The organism is Halosegnis marinus, assembly GCF_029338355.1.
GTDB classification, from domain to species: domain Archaea; phylum Halobacteriota; class Halobacteria; order Halobacteriales; family Haloarculaceae; genus Halosegnis; species Halosegnis marinus.
Genome location: NZ_CP119802.1, coordinates 2,132,935 through 2,147,314, shown reverse-complemented (window position 1 = coordinate 2,147,314; position 14,380 = coordinate 2,132,935). Strand labels below are relative to the sequence as shown.

Sequence of the window (14,380 nt, the reverse complement as noted above, 5' to 3'; positions counted from 1 at the left end):
ACCCCGCGATGGGGCGCCGCGCTCGGGCGCCCGCCCGCGAAAGCGCGGGGCATAAGTGCGGCCGGGCTAAGGTACGAGCAATGAGCCGCCCGAAGTTCACGACGCTCCTCGCGGGGGCCGTCGTGGGGGTGTACCTCCTCGTCGTCGCGGGCGCGACCGCCGCGCTCGCCGACGCCGCGGCGGCGTGTTCGACGTGGCCGCTGTGTGCCCCGGACTCGACGGCCGCGCTCGTCGCGCTGGGCCACCGCGCCGTCGCGACGCTCGTGGGGATCCTCGTCGTCGCTACGGCCGTCGTCGGCTGGTCGGACGCCGACACCCGCGTCCGCGCCGGCCTCGCCGTCGCGCTCGCGCTGTACGCCGTCCAGGTCGGCCTCGGCGCGCTCGTCGCCGTCCGGGGCGCGGCCGGCGCGATACCGAGCGTCCACCTCGCCGTCGCCGTGGGTCTCTTCGCCGCGCTGTCGCTCGCGCTCGCGTGGCAACTGGAGGCCGAGACGGGGAGCGACGACGCCCCGACCTCGGCCCCCGAGCCGGACCTCGCGGACCCGGCCGACCCCGACATCGCGTTCGACTCCGCCCTCGGACGCGCGAAAGCCACCGTCGCCGCCTACTTCCGGCTGACCAAGCCCCGGCTGATGTGGCTGCTCGCGCTCGTCGCCGCCGCCGGCATGGCGCTGGCGTCGGGACCGGGCCTCGCCGTCGACACGGTCGTCTACACGCTCGGCGGCGGCGTCCTCGCCATCGGCGCCTCGGGAACGTTCAACCACGTCCTCGAACGCGACATCGACCGCCGGATGAAGCGTACCAGCGACCGGCCGCTCGCGACCGAACTCGTCCCCGTGCGCAACGCCGTGGCGTTCGGCGTCGTCCTCGCGGCGCTGTCGCTGGTCGCGTTCCTGCAGGTGAACGCGCTCGCCGCGGCGCTCGGCTTCGTCGCCATCGTGTTCTACTCCGTCGTCTACACGCTCGTGCTCAAGCCGAACACCGTCCAGAACACGGTCATCGGCGGCGCGGCGGGCGCGCTCCCGGCGCTCATCGGCTGGGCCGCGGTGACGGGGAACGTCGGCCTCCCGGGCGTCGTCCTCGCGGGCGTCATCTTCCTGTGGACGCCGGCGCACTTCTACAACCTCGCGCTGGCGTACAAGGACGACTACGAGCGGGGCGGCTTCCCGATGATGCCCGTCGTGCGCGGCGAGACCGAAACCCGGAAACACATCCTCTGGTACCTCGCCGCGACGCTCGCGACGGCCGGCGGCCTCGCGGCGGTGACGGGACTCGGCGTCGTCTACGCCGCGACGACGGTGGTGTTCGGGGCCGTCTTCCTCTACGCCGTCGTCCGCCTCCACCGCGAGCGCACGGAGGGCGCGGCGTTCCGCGCGTTCCACGCCTCGAACGCCTACCTCGGCGCGCTCCTGCTCGCAGTCGTGGTGGACTCGCTCGCGCTATGAACGCGGTCGCGCGCTACCGGCCCGACCGCCGGACGACGGTGTTCTGGGCCGCCGTGGTCAACGCCGAACTGCTCGTCCTGCTGTTGTACTTCGCGTTCGTGACGGGCGTACCGCGCTCGCTCCGGTTCGCCGCGCTGGTGGCCGTCCCGTGGGTGTGGGTGAACGCGGCCGTGTGGGCCTACCGGAACACGGAGGTGCCGGCCGCGCCGCGTCGCCGCCGCCGCCTCGCGGGGGCGCTCGCCGTCGGGTACTTCCTCCTGCTCGCGCGGGTCGGGGGACTCGTGCTGCCGGGGCTCGGCGACCTCGCAACGGGGCTTCGGGTCGTCACCTACCAGGTGCCGCCCGGCTTCGGCCCCGCGGTCCTCTACAGCGGTGAGGCCGTGGTAGTGAACCTCATCCCCTACCAGACGGTCGGCTACCTCGCGCTCGCGTGGCTCGTCTACGCCACCGTCGTGGACGTTTCCGGGTCGGCCGCGGCCGGCGTCGTCGGCCTGTTCTCCTGCGTCTCGTGTGCGTTCCCGGTCATCACCGCCGTCGTCTCGACCGTCACCGGCGGCGCGACGTTCGCGGCCACGATCGGTCAGGGGTCGTACGTCCTCTCGACCGCCGTGTTCGTCCTCACGGTCGCGCTCCTGCGGTGGCGGCCGGGGGTGGCCGAGTTCGCCCGACTGCGCCGCGCGCTGGGCCGGTGAGCCGTCGCCGGAACGCAACCGCTTAGACGGGCGCGCCACGAGCGGGCGTATGACCATCCGCGCGTCCGACGTGCGCCGCGCCTACGGCGGGACGGTCGCGCTCGACGGCGTCTCGCTCGCCGTCGAGGCGGGCGAGGTGTACGGTCTCATCGGGCCGAACGGGGCCGGCAAGACGACGCTCGTGCGCGCGCTCACCGGGACGACCGAGCCGGAGGGAGAGGTCGAACTGCTCGGGCGCGACCCGGCCGACGCCGACCCCCAACTCGTCGGCCTGCTCCCGCAGGAGTTCTCGCCGCCCGAACGGCTCACCGCGCGCGAACTCGTCGACTACTACGGCGGGCTCTACGACGAGGCGCGCGACACCGACGCCGTGCTCGCGGACGTGGGCCTCGCCGACGCCGCGGACACCTACTACGAGAACCTCTCCGGGGGGCAGAAGCGGCGCGCCTGCGTCGCCACCGCGCTCGTGAACGACCCCGAGGTGCTGTTCCTCGACGAGCCGACCACCGGCATCGACCCACAGGGCCGCCGCGACGTGTGGGGGCTCGTGGAGTCGCTCGCCGACGCGGGCGCGACCGTGCTCGTGACGACCCACTACATGGAGGAGGCCGAGCGTCTCTGCGACCGCGTGGGCCTGCTCGCGGACGGCCGCATGGTCGCCGAGGGGTCGCCCCGCGACCTCGTGAGCGAGTACGGCGGCGCGCCCCGCGTCGAGGTGCGCGCTGCGGACGTGGCGGCCGCCCGCGCGGCCCTCGAATCGGCGGGGTTCGCGTTCGTCCCGGACGAGCGCCGCCTCGTCGTTGACGACGTGGCCCCCGAGGACGTGGGCGGGGTCGCGGACGCGCTCGCGGACGCCGGCGTCGAGTACGACGGCCTGCTGTGGCGACAGCCTGACTTGGAGGAGGTGTACCTCCAACTGAGCGGGCAGGCCGTCGGCACGGGGGGCGACCCCCGGGAGGTGAACAGTGAGTAGAGTCCGCCGCGTGCGCGCAGAGACGGTCGCCGCGGGCAAGGCGTTCCTGCGGCGGCGCACAGCCGTCTTCTTCACGTTCTTCTTCCCGGCCATCATCATCCTGATATTCGGCGCGCTGGTGAACACCGCGGGCGGGTCGGGCGGCGTGTTCACGGAGCCGCCGGGCTACTACGTCCCCGGCTACCTCGCCGTCGTCGTCCTCTTCACGCCGCTGTCGCGCGTGGGGAGCGAGGTCGCGCGCCACCGCGAGGGGAACCGCTTCGAGAAGCTGGCGACCACGCCCCTCCGGCGGTGGGAGTGGCTCGCCGGGCAGACGCTCGTGAACGTCGCCGTCATCGGGGCCGCGGCCGCGGGCATCCTCGCGCTCGTCGTCGCCGTCACGGGCGCGTCGGTGCGGTTCTCGCCGCTTCTGGTTCCCTACGTCGTGTTCGGCGTCGCGCTGTTCTGTGGGCTGGGCGCGGTGCTCGGGCGCGTCTCCGACTCGCAGGACGGCGTCATCGCGGCGTCGAACGGGGTGGCGCTCCCCCTCCTGTTCCTCTCGGAGACGTTCGTCCCGCCGGGCCTGCTCCCGGAGTGGCTCCCGCTGTGGCTCTCGCCGCTCACGTACTTCTCGCGGGGCGTCCGCGCCGCGGCGTACGTCCCGGAGGGGACCGTGGCGGCCTCGACGGTGCCGGGCGCGCTCCCGCCCGAACTGTTCAACCTCGCCGTGCTCGCGGCGCTCGCGGTCGCGTTCTTCGTGGCCGGCGCGGTCGCCATCCCGCGGACGGACTGAGTCAGAGCCGCCGGACGAGCGCGACGGCCGCGAGGACCGTCACGAGCACCGTCGCGCCGAACCCGAGGTAGCGCGGCGTGGCGACCGACACGTCGGCGAGCGTCAGCGCCGCGTACGCGAGCGCGCCGACCGCGTAGCCGACGACGGCGAGGCCGAACAGGCGCTCCGGCCACGCCGGGTGGTTCCGGAGGCCGACGGCGACGTACGCGGCGGCGACGAGCAGGAGGACGAACGGGACGGCCAGCACGGAGTCGGGCGGGACGACGCCCCACGGCCGCGAGAGGACCGCGCCGGAGACGACCCTGACCGGGCCCCACCCGGAGACGACGACGAGGAGCCACAGCAGGGCGACGATGGTAGGGCGCGACAGCGGCAGGTCGTCGAGCGAGGGGTAGGCGTCGGCGACGCCGGGGACGCGCCGGCGGAAGGCGAGGTAGGCCGGCCCGCCCGCGAGCAGGGCGCCCGCGGCGAGGGTGCCGACCGCGACCTCGGCCGTCCCGACGGCGGTCCCGAGCCAGCGGGCGAGCGCGACGGCCGCGAGCGGCCCCCCGACGGCGGCGGCGACCGCGGCGAGGACGTACGGTCCCCTGTCGAGCGCCCGCCCCGAGGCGGCGAGGGCGAACGCCGCCGGCAGCGGCGCGAGCGCGAGCGTCAGGGCGAACCCGGAGAGCGCGTGCGCGGGGAGCGTATCGCCGGCGGCGACCACCGGCGGAAGCGCGAGGAGGCCGGCGCGCGCGGACAGGGCGAGCAGGGTACCGACGAGGAGGGCGGTCGTCCCGGCCGCGAGCGCCGCTCGCGTCGGGGCCGCGCCGTGGAGCGTCGCGTAGCCCGCGAGCAGGAGGTAGACGCCGCCGACGAACGCGGCGACGGCCCGGACGCCGGGCACGAGGGCGGCGACGGCGACGAGCGCCGCCCCGAGGAGGGCGAGGTAGTCGTACCGTGTGGGGTTCATGCGTTCCTGACGGCGGACGAGGGTATCACCGTGTCGGCGGACCGGCAGGCGTTTGTCGCGCCCGGCGCGACGAGGGGGTATGCACCTGTCGTCGCTGCCGGACCGCCCGTTCGAACTCGCCGAACTCCGAGAGCTGAACGAGGCCGGGCGGTTCCGCGCGGTGTTCCCGGCCGCGGTGTTCGACATCGACGGCTCCGAGGCGAAGCTCGTCCCCGCCGCGGTGCTCGTGACGCCCGGCGAGGAGGGGCGGGTCGTGGGCGTCGGCTACGACATGGACTCGGGGTGGACACGGGTCGCGAGCGAACCGGCCGGCGAGGCGGTCAGAGACCAGTTGGAGGCGGTCGGGCGCGACCTCCAGACGTGGGCGCGGGAGACGGAGCAGCGGTGGGCCGAGTCCGACGGCCCGACGGCGCTGGTCGAACACGTCCGCGAGAAGCGCGAGGGAGGCGGGGAGGACTAGCGGACGGGGATATCGACGCCCGACTCGGCCTCGGGCGGGTCGCGGCGGCCGCGGCGACCCCGCCGCCCCCGTCGGCCGCGGCGCTCGGGCGCGGGCCGGGTGGCGAGCGTCACGCGTTCGGTCGCCTCGACGCCGTCGCGGAGGAGGCGGAGCTCGACGGCCTGTCCGGGTTCGGCGTCGAGCAGGAGATGTCTCAGCAGGGCCTCGTGGGAGTCCGTCGGCGCGCCGTCCACGGCGAGGATGACGTCGCCGCCGACGGGGACCTCCGCGCCGCCGACGCGCCGGGTCGTGTGCGAGGCGACGAGGACGCCCTCCGCGGGCCCCTCGGCGACGTCGACGACGAGGACGCCGCGCGTCGCGTCGAGGCCGTTGGCGCGGGCGACGGAGGGCGACACGTCGAGCGTCCGCACCCGGAGGTACGGGTGGGCGTAGCCGCCGCCGTCGAGCAGGGCGGGGACGACGCGGGCGACGACGGCCGCGGAGACGGCGAAGCCGATGTTGTCGCCGCCCTTCGCGCGGTTCACGCCGACGACGCGGCCGGACGAGTCGACGAGCGGTCCCCCGGAGTTGCCGGGGTTGATGGCCGCGTCCGTCTGGACCGTGTCGGGGATGGTGAAGCCGTTCCCAGTCGGCATCGAGCGGTTCGCCCCCGAGACGATGCCCGTGGAGACGGAGCCGTCGAGCCCCATCGGGTTGCCGAACGCGGCGACGGGGGTGCCGGGTTCGGGGGGCGACTCGGCGAGCGGGAGCGGACGGGCGTCGGGGGGCAGGTCGTCCACGGCGAGGACGGCGAGGTCGGTGTACGGGTCGCTCCCGACGACGCGGCCGACGCGCCACGAGCCGTCGGCGAAGCGGAGTTCCGCCTCCGCGGCGCGGCCGACGACGTGGTCGTTCGTGAGGACGTGCCCGTCGTCGTAGACGAAGCCGGAGCCGGAGGCGCGGCCGCGGCCGGCGGCGTCGGCGGCCACGTACACCGACACCACCGAGGGGACGGTGTCGCGGTACAGGGTTCGAGTGTCGAGTTCTGTCATGGGACGTGTGGCACGTAGCCACACAGTAACCCGAGGTAAGCGAGGCGAGTATATGAGGGGCGAGCGGTCGTGCGCCGCGGGGGTCCTATCGTCGGAAGCCGCTCACGCGGGCACGAACTCGAAGGCGTACACGTGGTTCAGGAGGACGTACGCGAGCACGCCGAGGGTGAGCGAGACGGCCCAGACGGCGACGGCGACCCGGCCAACGCGCTTGTGGGCGGTCCGCGTCATCTCCTCCGTCGTGTGGGTCAGGCCGACGACGACGTTGTAGAGGACGAGCGGCACCGAGAGGATGGAGAGCACGATATGGATGCCGAGCATCGCGAGGTAGCCGTAGTACGGCAGCGTCGGGCCGACGAAGTCCTTCCGGCCGCCGCCGCCCGTCTTCAGGAGGTACATCACGAGGAAGACGAGGATGAGCGCGAACGACGCGAGCATGAGCGCGCGGTGTCGGCGGACGTTCCCGCGGCGTATCTCGCGCCAGCCGGCGAGCAGACAGACGACCGTGACGGTGTTCACCGCCGCGATGGCGTGCGACAGGAGGTTCACGGTCGGGAGGTCGATGGTCGGGTAGATGGGGAGGCCGACGTACAGGGTGCCGACGACGAGCGCGTAGCCGACGGCGGTGAGGACGGCGACGGTCGCCCGCGGGTGCTGTTTCACGACGGCGGCGTCCGCAGTTGCCATAGGCCGAGTAGGGAAGGCCGACAAGTAGCGGTTCCGCTTTCGGCACAACCCGAGTTGTCCGGAGACAACCGCGGTGGAACCCCCCTCCGTAACTGTGAAAGCGGCGCGCGACGCAGGAGGCCGTATGAGCACGCAGGACCACGAGGAGCGAACCATCCGCTGTCTCGTCGCGAAGGTCGGCCTCGACGGCCACGACCGCGGCGCGCACGTCATCGCGCGCGCCTTCCGCGACGCCGGCTTCGAGGTCATCTACTCCGGGCTCCACAAGTCGCCCGACGAGATCGTCCAGGCGGCGGTCCAGGAGGACGTGGACGTGCTGGGCATCTCCATCCTCTCGGGAGCACACAACACGCTGGTCCCGAAGATCGTCGCGGGGCTGGAAGAGTACGACGCGTTCGAGGACACCCTGATAATCGTCGGCGGCATCGTCCCGGAGGACGACCGCCCCGGCCTCCGGGAGGCGGGGGTCGACGCCATCTTCGGTCCCGGCGCGTCGATGGCCGAGACCATCGACTTCATCCGCGAGAACGTCCCCGAGCGATGAGCGGCGCGGAGGCCGAGACCGACCGGCTCATCGAGGAGCTCCTCGCGGGGAAACACCGGGCGCTCGCGCGCGTCATCTCGAAGATAGAGGACCGCGCGCCGGGCTACCGCGACCTCGTGAGCGCGCTCCACGAACACACGGGCGACGCCACCGTCGTCGGCATCACCGGGTCGCCCGGCGCGGGCAAATCGACGCTCGTGGACAAGATGGCCGAGACCTATCGACGGCGGGGCGAGACGGTCGGCGTCATCGCCATCGACCCCTCCTCGCCCTTCACCGGCGGGGCCGTCCTCGGGGACCGCATCCGGATGGCCTCGAACGTCGGCGACATGGACGTGTTCTTCCGGTCGATGTCCGCGCGCGGCACGCTCGGCGGCCTCTCGACGGCGACGACGGACGCGGTGAAGGCGCTCGACGCGTTCGGGAAGGACCGCATCATCATCGAGACGGTCGGCGCGGGGCAGAACGAGGTGGACATCGTCGGCACCGCCGACACGGTGGCCGTCCTCGTCCCGCCCTCGTCGGGCGACGACGTGCAGATGCTGAAGGCCGGCATCCTCGAAATCGCGGACGTGTTCGTCGTCAACAAGGCCGACATGGAGGGCGCGGACCGCACGGTGCAGGAACTGAAGGAGATGGTTCACATGCGCGACGCCTCGCCGCTGGCGGGGACCGCGGGCCACCACGGGATGGACGAGTCGGCGTTGTCCGACGACGAGGAGGACGACGACGGGGAACGCGACGGGTGGGAGCCGCCCGTGGTCGAGACGGTCGCCAAGACCGGCGACGGGGTCGAGGGGTTCCTCGACACGCTGGTGGACCACCGGGCGTGGCTGGAGTCCTCCGGCGAACTCGAATCGCGGCGGCGCGAGCGCACGGAGGAGGAGATACGCCGGCTGTTGCGCGCGGAGGCCGCCGACCTCGTCCGCGAGGAGGTTGACGCGCGGGGGGGACTGGACGCCTACGTGGACGCGGTGCTCGACCGCGAGACGGACCCCTACGCGGTGGCCGCGGAGGTCACGGCGCCGATACGCGACTGCGTCGGCGACGCGCGGGAGTAGTCAGGCGACGAGGCGGCCGTGTTCGACCTTGATGCACTTGTCCTGGACGAAGGCGCGCCCCGAGTCCTCGACGCGCTCGCCGGCCGCGTCGTCGCGGATGTTCAGTTGGAGCCACACCGTCTCGACGTCGTCGCGCGCGAGCACCTCGTCGACGATGCCGGGAACCTCGGCGCTCGGGCGGAACACGTCCACGATGTCGATGTCCTCCTCGACCGCCGACAGCGAGTCGTAGGCGCGCTCGCCGAGCACCTCGTCGGTCGTGGGGTTGACCGGGACGATGCGGTAGCCGTGCTCCTGCAGGTACTTCGGGACGCCGTGGGCCGCCTTGCCGGGGGTGGCGGAACAGCCCACGACGGCGACGGTCTCGGCGTCGAGTAGCTCGCGCAGCGTCTCGTCGTCGGTGACGGGCATAACCAGAAGGAAGGGACGCGGGGCGAAAAGCGTGGCGCGCTACGGCAGGTTCGCCGTCAACTCGCCCTCCTCGTCCGTCTCGATGACGCCGTCGAACAGCTGTGAGAGCGTGTTCATCGTCTGGGCGTCGTGGGCCTCCGACTGGATGACGAACAGCCCGAGCGCGTCGGCGTTCTCGATGCGGGAGGTGAACACGTGGAGGAAGCGGAACACCGTCTGGAGGTCGGAGTACATCAACAGCGTGGAGACGGAGACGAACAGCGCGCGGTTGCGCGTTACGCCCTGCCGGCTGTAGAACTGTTCGAGCAGTTCGGAGAACTTGATACCGATGCCCGTCATGTCCTCCGGCGAGGAGGCGTACTGGACGAGGTCGGTGTCGGCGATGGTCCCCTGACCCTGGTGTTTCGTCACGCAGTCGACGATGCCGACGGGGACGTCGTACTCGAAGAGGTCCGGGTGTTCGGCCCGGACGCGCTCGGCGCTGTGTTTGTTCGAGACGACGAGCGCGCCCTCGCCGCGGCGGGCGCCGGCCTCCAGCAGCTCGTAGCCGACGGCCGTCTTGCCGCTCAGCGGCGGGCCGGACAGGAGGAGGTTCGTCCCGGGCGCGACCTCGCTCCCGTCGAGGGGACCCCCGAGGTCATACATCGCGGAACCCCGCCCGCGCTGCTCGGACGCACAGGACGGACCCTTGCATTACGATATACACCCCGCGACGCGCATTTAGCGTTTTTGCTTGCGGGAGCCGTCGCCGTCTCTCGGCCGTGCGTGGCCCGGTCACGCCAGCCGACCCACGACGAACGCGCCCGCCGCGAGCAGCTGTCCGTACTTCAGCCACGTCTGGCCGGTCGTCGCGTCCCCGAAGCTCCGGTAGGCGGCGGCCACCATCACCGCGTCCGCGACCGTAACCGCGAGCAGGTACGCGACGCCGAACCCGGCGAGCAGGTACGGCGCCGGGCTGGCGAGAACGGCGAGCGCGAGCGCGACGGCCGCGACTCGGAGCGCGGTCCCCTCCCCGTAGGCGATGGGCAGCGTCGCGAGTCCCTCCTCGCGGTCGCCGGCGACGTCCTCGACGTCCTTCACCACCTCGCGGGCGAACGTCGCCAGCGCCGCGAGGACGAAGAGCACGAACACGGCGTCGAGCGGCCCGCCGACGGCCGTCCCGCCGAACAGGAACGTCGAGCCGCCGAGGTAGGCGACGAGCGCGTTGCCCACCCCCGGTAATCCCTTGAACAGCTCCGTGTACGCGACGAGCGCGAGGAGGTTCACCACCGCGATGGCGACGGCCACGAGCGGCAGGACGAGCGCCAGCGCCACGGCTGCGGTGAACAGCGCAAGCGAGAAGACGAGGGCGCCGCGCGGCGACACCGCGCCCCGCGGGATGGGCCGGTCGGGCTTGTTCACCCGGTCGATGTCCCGGTCGAAGTAGTCGTTGATGGCGTTGCCCGCGCCCACCGCGAGGACGGTAGCGAGGACGGCCGCCGCCGCTCGAACCGTCGGGCCCGCGTCGAGCACCAGTCCCGACGTGGAACCCGCGCCGGCGACGACGGCCCCGATGGCCGTCAGCAGGCCGGCGGAGACGGCGTTGCCCGGCCGCGTGAGTTCGAGCAGGCCGCGGGCACGCTCCATGCCGGGCGGTGTCCCGGCCGCGGCTTCAACGCGTCGGTCCATGGAAGGGCTTTTGAGCGGCACCGCGCTACCGCCCTGTAGGGCCCTTAGCTCAGCCTGGACAGAGTGCGTGGCTTCGGACCACGTTGCCGGGGGTTCAAATCCCTCAGGGCTCGTCCCTCTCCCCGTTGCTCAGGATTTGCGGGACAGCGCGTCGGTGTATATATAACTTTGGCCGCGACTAGCGAGGATTCCAACCCTCAAAGGGTTGGAGCCGCGTCCTCCGTGCATTTTTGAGTTCTATAGTCATATTTATCACATTATTTGCGCAGTTGGTATGTTCGGATTCCGCGAGAGTTTCAGCCGTCTACCATCGGTGACTCCGCCGAACGTAGAAACCCCACTCTCCAACTCGCGGATGAATCCGGTGAATACGAGCTATAGCAGCAGCTGCTTGTCTATGAAGAAATCATCTATTGTGGATATTAAATCCGCGGCATCGGCATGTACAGACCCAAATCCTATTTTCGCGAATTGCTTCAGAACTGCTCTGTTGGACTCCTCTTCCATTAGTAAGTGTCAGAGGTCGTGCTGAATAGAGGGCGCGAGTCGGTCACCGGTTTAGGACACGATTTTACCGCCTCGAATCGGTCAGTACAGACGGTACACGATTCGGTCAGGACTGCCTCTTTCGAGTCGTACAGTGTCAGAGCTCGGTCTGGCGAAGCCACAATCCGAGTCCAATCAGTACCGTGCCCGTCACCACCCACCAGAGATGCGCTGCGACGATGGCTGCTGGTGCTGCTGTGCCGGCTTGTGCCCAGTTCCAGTACAACAGAAGCAGGACGAGCCCGATCAGCACCACTCCAGTCGCGTAGGCGCCGGCTGCTACCGTCTTCTGAGCCGTCGGTCGCGTGTAGAGAAACGCCGCTACCCCAGCGGCGAGGAGAAGAACGGCGGTGCCGAGCATGTTCACCTCGTACAACAGTGCCGCAAGTACGACCGGGACTCCGGCAACGACGAGGAGACGACGACGCTCGGTGAGCGCGATGAACTCAACGATAGTAGTTGCGACAGTCCGCAGGCGCTTGGTCATACCTCCGGACTGTCCTTCTCAGTGAAGACGTTTCGCTACACACGCACTCTCGTTCTGGTGGCGTCTCCAGTGGGCAGGTGCTGAAACAGACCACCGGCCGGCTGCTGACTGCATTCTCTGTTTCGGTTACCCCGTTCCTGTCAGAGACCGAGTGCGTTGGTCGTTGTGTGCTGTATAAACGGTGCGGGTTGAGCACCCGAATCTCTCCAGAGAATACCATAGGTGGGTGTTCTGGTGTATCTCGACTCACGGAATGATTAATATCTGAAACGAATATCCAGGGTGTATGGATTCCCGTATTCGACTCATCGTCGCCAGCCTCGTCGCCGCCTCTGTCGCGTACCTGTTCGCGGTCATCGCGTTCACCGGCACGCTCGACCTCGTGGCCGCGGGTGTGTTCCTAGGGCTGTTCGTGGTCGTCCTGCTGGGCTTCGAGCGGTTCATCCAGTGGGCCGAGCGCTTCGAGACGTCCGAGACGCCAACCGCACAGCCCTGACCGCTGAGCTGTTCGTCTCTCTCGTGTCGAAGTAATTCCCCGTCTCTCGTACACTGCTCGTTCCGCTGCCCCGTCTTAACCATAATCAGGTTCTGAAGCTGATTGTATGTCACCTCGAATACCGAAGCTCCTACCGAATACACGGCACATTTCGCCCTGTGAGTTTCTGTCAGACTTAGCGACTCCGAGGCATTTATGCCGCTATTCTAACAGGTGTTCTACATGCCCTCCTGTGAGCCGACGAGCGTACTCCTGCCGACGGTTTCCTGGACGGATGCGTGCGATCAGGTCGCTGCCCAGTTACGTCCAGAAGACGAGTTACTCGTCATTCACGACAACGGCGACGATCCGGTTGCAAACCGTGACTCATTACCGGAGCAGGTTCGTCTGGTCGCCGGCGGCGACCCGATCGGATGCTCCGGAAAAGCGAACGCAATCGCTGTCGGGATAGAGACGGCTCGTCACGACCGCCTCGTCTGGACTGACGACGACTTCTATCATCCACCAGACTGGCTCGACCGCCTACACGAGGACTATGCTGAATACGGCCCGACGACGGAGCTCCCGGTGTTCGTCGGGCAAGATCCGCTTGCGATCCTGTTGGAACCGATCTACGCCATCGGTGGAACGCTCGGTACCTACACCGGCGATCACGCCTGGGGTGGGGCCGTCATCTTCGACCGAAGCGACTTCGACGAGACGGCGTTTTAAAAAGAACTCCGTCAGACGCTCGAACGGCACGTACGGTTCAACCAGACGTTTGCCACCTTCGACCCGACGGTGGCGATGGTCTCTTTCGGTGGATTGCTCGCCACCCTGTTTGGCTTTCTTCTCTTCCCACCGCTGATGGCGGTGGTGACGGCACTGACCGCTGGTGTGTACACCGGATTCGGGGTTCGCCGTGCCTCGGCGCTGCTCGCCGTGCCGGCGCTCGTTGCCGCGGCCCCGCTTGGATTGTATGGCCTCGCTCGTGATACGTTCGTCTGGGGTGGGCGACGCTACCGCTGGCGGTCGAAGTTTGACGTCGAGGTACTGAGCGAGTGACGACTGTCAGAGTAAGCTGACTCGATGGTAGTGCCACTTCTATATAGGCTATTTTCACAGAATGGAGCCATCTATCGGCCGCTGGGCTGACTTCCCAAGGCCGTCCTGACCGTGTGGGACAGCCTTGCACAAATCGTCGTTTCAAATAACCAATCGATTATGTCGGTGGGCCGTCACACTTGCGACGACCCATGTCAACGAACACGACGCGGTCGACGATCCGAGCGACCGATGCCTTCCAGCGCGTCATGGGGGCTCCGTTCCGCGGCCAGACGTATCGCAATCTGTTGTATCTCGCCCTGGCGTTACCGCTCGGTCTCGGCTACTTCGTCGGACTGGTGACGGGGGTGGCGCTCGGGGTCGGCCTCCTGATCACGCTGGTCGGCCTCCCTATCCTGCTCGTGACGCTAAGCACGACGACGCTCGCGGCCAGTCTCGAGGCGTGGCTCGCGACCAGGCTGGTCGGCGTTGAGGCGTCGGTGCCGGCCGTCCTCCGCGAGAGCACGCTTGAGCAGGGGCTCGTCCTCCCCGGTGACGGGTTCCTCGACGCCGTCCGGCGACTCCTGACCGCTCCCTCGACGTGGACGAGCGTGGTGCTCGTGCTGTCGAAGTTCGTGTTCGGCATCGTCTCGTTCGTCGCGCTGGTGACGAGTGCTGCGGTCACGGCCACGCTGATCGCAGCGCCGTTCGTCTACGAGGACGCGACCGTGAGTCTCGGGCTGGTGAGCGAGGCCGGCGTCGGTGCCTACAGCGTCGGCCCGTGGGTAATCGACACGCTCCCCGAGGCGCTGGTCGTCGCGGCCGGTGGCCTCGTCCTCGGCGTGCTGGCGTTGAACCTGCTGAACCTGCTGACACGGGTGCAGGCCCGCTACACCGCTGCCCTGCTGCGTGTCGACGCCGGGGGGACCGCGTGACAACTGCTTCGCTCGGGCTCCGAACGCAGCTGTTCGGCGTCGTGCTCGTGCTCATCGGCGCCTTCCGCGACCTCCAGATGTCCACGTGGGGCTACCCACCGGGGAACCCGAGTCTCGGGAGCCTCCTCGTCGTCACCGGCCTCCTGATGGCCGGGATCGGACTCATCGGGCCAGTGCTCGTCGAGGGAGGTGGGTGA

At 69.8% G+C, this 14,380-nt stretch carries 18 protein-coding genes, 1 tRNA gene and 1 pseudogene; 12 read left to right on the top strand and 8 right to left on the bottom strand.

Going from position 1 to position 14,380, the window contains the following annotated elements:
• Positions 1–80: 80 nt before the first annotated feature.
• From P2T37_RS11930 to P2T37_RS11915, 4 genes are read left to right on the top strand one after another with little or no spacing between them, the layout of a single operon-like run.
• Positions 81–1,445, top strand: coding sequence for a heme o synthase (locus P2T37_RS11930; RefSeq protein ID WP_276234171.1), 1,365 nt, complete (start codon positions 81–83; stop codon positions 1,443–1,445).
• Positions 1,442–2,137: a DUF7546 family protein gene (locus P2T37_RS11925; RefSeq protein ID WP_276234170.1), complete on the top strand. Its 696-nt coding sequence runs from the start codon at positions 1,442–1,444 to the stop codon at positions 2,135–2,137. Before P2T37_RS11930 ends, P2T37_RS11925 begins: the two co-directional genes overlap by 4 nt.
• A 49-nt stretch (positions 2,138–2,186) precedes the next feature.
• Positions 2,187–3,110, top strand: a complete 924-nt coding sequence (locus P2T37_RS11920; RefSeq protein WP_276234169.1) for an ABC transporter ATP-binding protein — start codon at positions 2,187–2,189, stop codon at positions 3,108–3,110.
• On the top strand, positions 3,103–3,882 hold the full coding sequence (locus P2T37_RS11915; RefSeq protein ID WP_276234168.1) for an ABC transporter permease: 780 nt from the start codon (positions 3,103–3,105) through the stop codon (positions 3,880–3,882). Before P2T37_RS11920 ends, P2T37_RS11915 begins: the two co-directional genes overlap by 8 nt.
• Position 3,883: 1 nt before the next feature.
• Here P2T37_RS11915 and P2T37_RS11910 read toward each other — a convergent pair whose 3' ends face one another.
• Positions 3,884–4,834, bottom strand: coding sequence for a hypothetical protein (locus P2T37_RS11910; RefSeq protein WP_276234167.1), 951 nt, complete (start codon positions 4,832–4,834; stop codon positions 3,884–3,886).
• A 79-nt stretch (positions 4,835–4,913) separates the two neighbouring features.
• On the opposite strand from P2T37_RS11910, the gene P2T37_RS11905 reads away from it, so the two are divergent.
• Complete coding sequence (locus P2T37_RS11905) at positions 4,914–5,294, top strand: DUF7964 domain-containing protein (RefSeq protein ID WP_276234166.1); 381 nt, start codon at positions 4,914–4,916, stop codon at positions 5,292–5,294.
• Here the strand turns inward: P2T37_RS11905 and P2T37_RS11900 are convergent.
• On the bottom strand, positions 5,291–6,325 hold the full coding sequence (locus tag P2T37_RS11900) for a S1C family serine protease (protein WP_276234164.1): 1,035 nt from the start codon (positions 6,323–6,325) through the stop codon (positions 5,291–5,293). The two genes, P2T37_RS11905 and P2T37_RS11900, sit on opposite strands and share 4 nt — an antisense overlap.
• 102 nt (positions 6,326–6,427) lie before the next feature.
• Positions 6,428–7,012 (bottom strand): DUF420 domain-containing protein, encoded by a 585-nt coding sequence (locus P2T37_RS11895; protein WP_276234163.1) that lies wholly within the window; start codon positions 7,010–7,012, stop codon positions 6,428–6,430.
• A gap of 124 nt (positions 7,013–7,136) precedes the next feature.
• On the opposite strand from P2T37_RS11895, the gene P2T37_RS11890 reads away from it, so the two are divergent.
• Together P2T37_RS11890 and meaB are read left to right on the top strand one after the other, a co-directional pair.
• Positions 7,137–7,556 carry a cobalamin B12-binding domain-containing protein gene (locus P2T37_RS11890; protein ID WP_276234162.1) on the top strand — a complete coding sequence of 140 codons (420 nt, stop codon included), beginning with the start codon at positions 7,137–7,139 and terminating at the stop codon, positions 7,554–7,556.
• Positions 7,553–8,617, top strand: a complete 1,065-nt coding sequence (gene meaB, locus P2T37_RS11885; RefSeq protein WP_276234161.1) for a methylmalonyl Co-A mutase-associated GTPase MeaB — start codon at positions 7,553–7,555, stop codon at positions 8,615–8,617. The genes P2T37_RS11890 and meaB overlap by 4 nt, the downstream gene beginning before the upstream one ends.
• Here the strand turns inward: meaB and P2T37_RS11880 are convergent, their stop codons facing one another.
• The 3 genes from P2T37_RS11880 to P2T37_RS11870 all read right to left on the bottom strand — a co-directional run bounded on the left by P2T37_RS11880 (position 8,618) and on the right by P2T37_RS11870 (position 10,654).
• On the bottom strand, positions 8,618–9,028 hold the full coding sequence (locus P2T37_RS11880; RefSeq protein WP_276234160.1) for a CoA-binding protein: 411 nt from the start codon (positions 9,026–9,028) through the stop codon (positions 8,618–8,620).
• A gap of 39 nt (positions 9,029–9,067) precedes the next feature.
• On the bottom strand, positions 9,068–9,673 hold the full coding sequence (locus P2T37_RS11875) for an RAD55 family ATPase (RefSeq protein ID WP_276234159.1): 606 nt from the start codon (positions 9,671–9,673) through the stop codon (positions 9,068–9,070).
• 129 nt (positions 9,674–9,802) lie between these two features.
• Positions 9,803–10,654, bottom strand: coding sequence for a geranylgeranylglycerol-phosphate geranylgeranyltransferase (locus tag P2T37_RS11870; RefSeq protein ID WP_276234158.1), 852 nt, complete (start codon positions 10,652–10,654; stop codon positions 9,803–9,805).
• Positions 10,655–10,734: 80 nt separating this feature from the next.
• Here P2T37_RS11870 and P2T37_RS11865 point away from each other — a divergent pair.
• Positions 10,735–10,809: transfer RNA gene (locus P2T37_RS11865), tRNA-Arg, on the top strand.
• Positions 10,810–11,071: 262 nt separating this feature from the next.
• Here P2T37_RS11865 and P2T37_RS11860 read toward each other — a convergent pair.
• Together P2T37_RS11860 and P2T37_RS11855 are read right to left on the bottom strand one after the other, a co-directional pair.
• Positions 11,072–11,203 (bottom strand): hypothetical protein, encoded by a 132-nt coding sequence (locus P2T37_RS11860; protein ID WP_276234157.1) that lies wholly within the window; start codon positions 11,201–11,203, stop codon positions 11,072–11,074.
• Positions 11,204–11,339: 136 nt separating this feature from the next.
• Positions 11,340–11,729 carry a hypothetical protein gene (locus P2T37_RS11855; RefSeq protein ID WP_276234156.1) on the bottom strand — a complete coding sequence of 130 codons (390 nt, stop codon included), beginning with the start codon at positions 11,727–11,729 and terminating at the stop codon, positions 11,340–11,342.
• A 286-nt stretch (positions 11,730–12,015) separates the two neighbouring features.
• On the opposite strand from P2T37_RS11855, the gene P2T37_RS11850 reads away from it, so the two are divergent.
• The 4 genes and pseudogenes from P2T37_RS11850 to P2T37_RS11830 all read left to right on the top strand — a co-directional run bounded on the left by P2T37_RS11850 (position 12,016) and on the right by P2T37_RS11830 (position 14,380).
• Complete coding sequence (locus tag P2T37_RS11850) at positions 12,016–12,225, top strand: hypothetical protein (protein ID WP_276234155.1); 210 nt, start codon at positions 12,016–12,018, stop codon at positions 12,223–12,225.
• Between the two features lie 222 nt (positions 12,226–12,447).
• Positions 12,448–13,269, top strand: a pseudogene (locus tag P2T37_RS15470) (glycosyltransferase family 2 protein).
• A gap of 191 nt (positions 13,270–13,460) precedes the next feature.
• Positions 13,461–14,183, top strand: a complete 723-nt coding sequence (locus P2T37_RS11835; protein ID WP_276234151.1) for a sensor domain-containing protein — start codon at positions 13,461–13,463, stop codon at positions 14,181–14,183.
• Positions 14,180–14,380, top strand: a complete 201-nt coding sequence (locus tag P2T37_RS11830; protein ID WP_276234150.1) for a hypothetical protein — start codon at positions 14,180–14,182, stop codon at positions 14,378–14,380. The genes P2T37_RS11835 and P2T37_RS11830 overlap by 4 nt, the downstream gene beginning before the upstream one ends.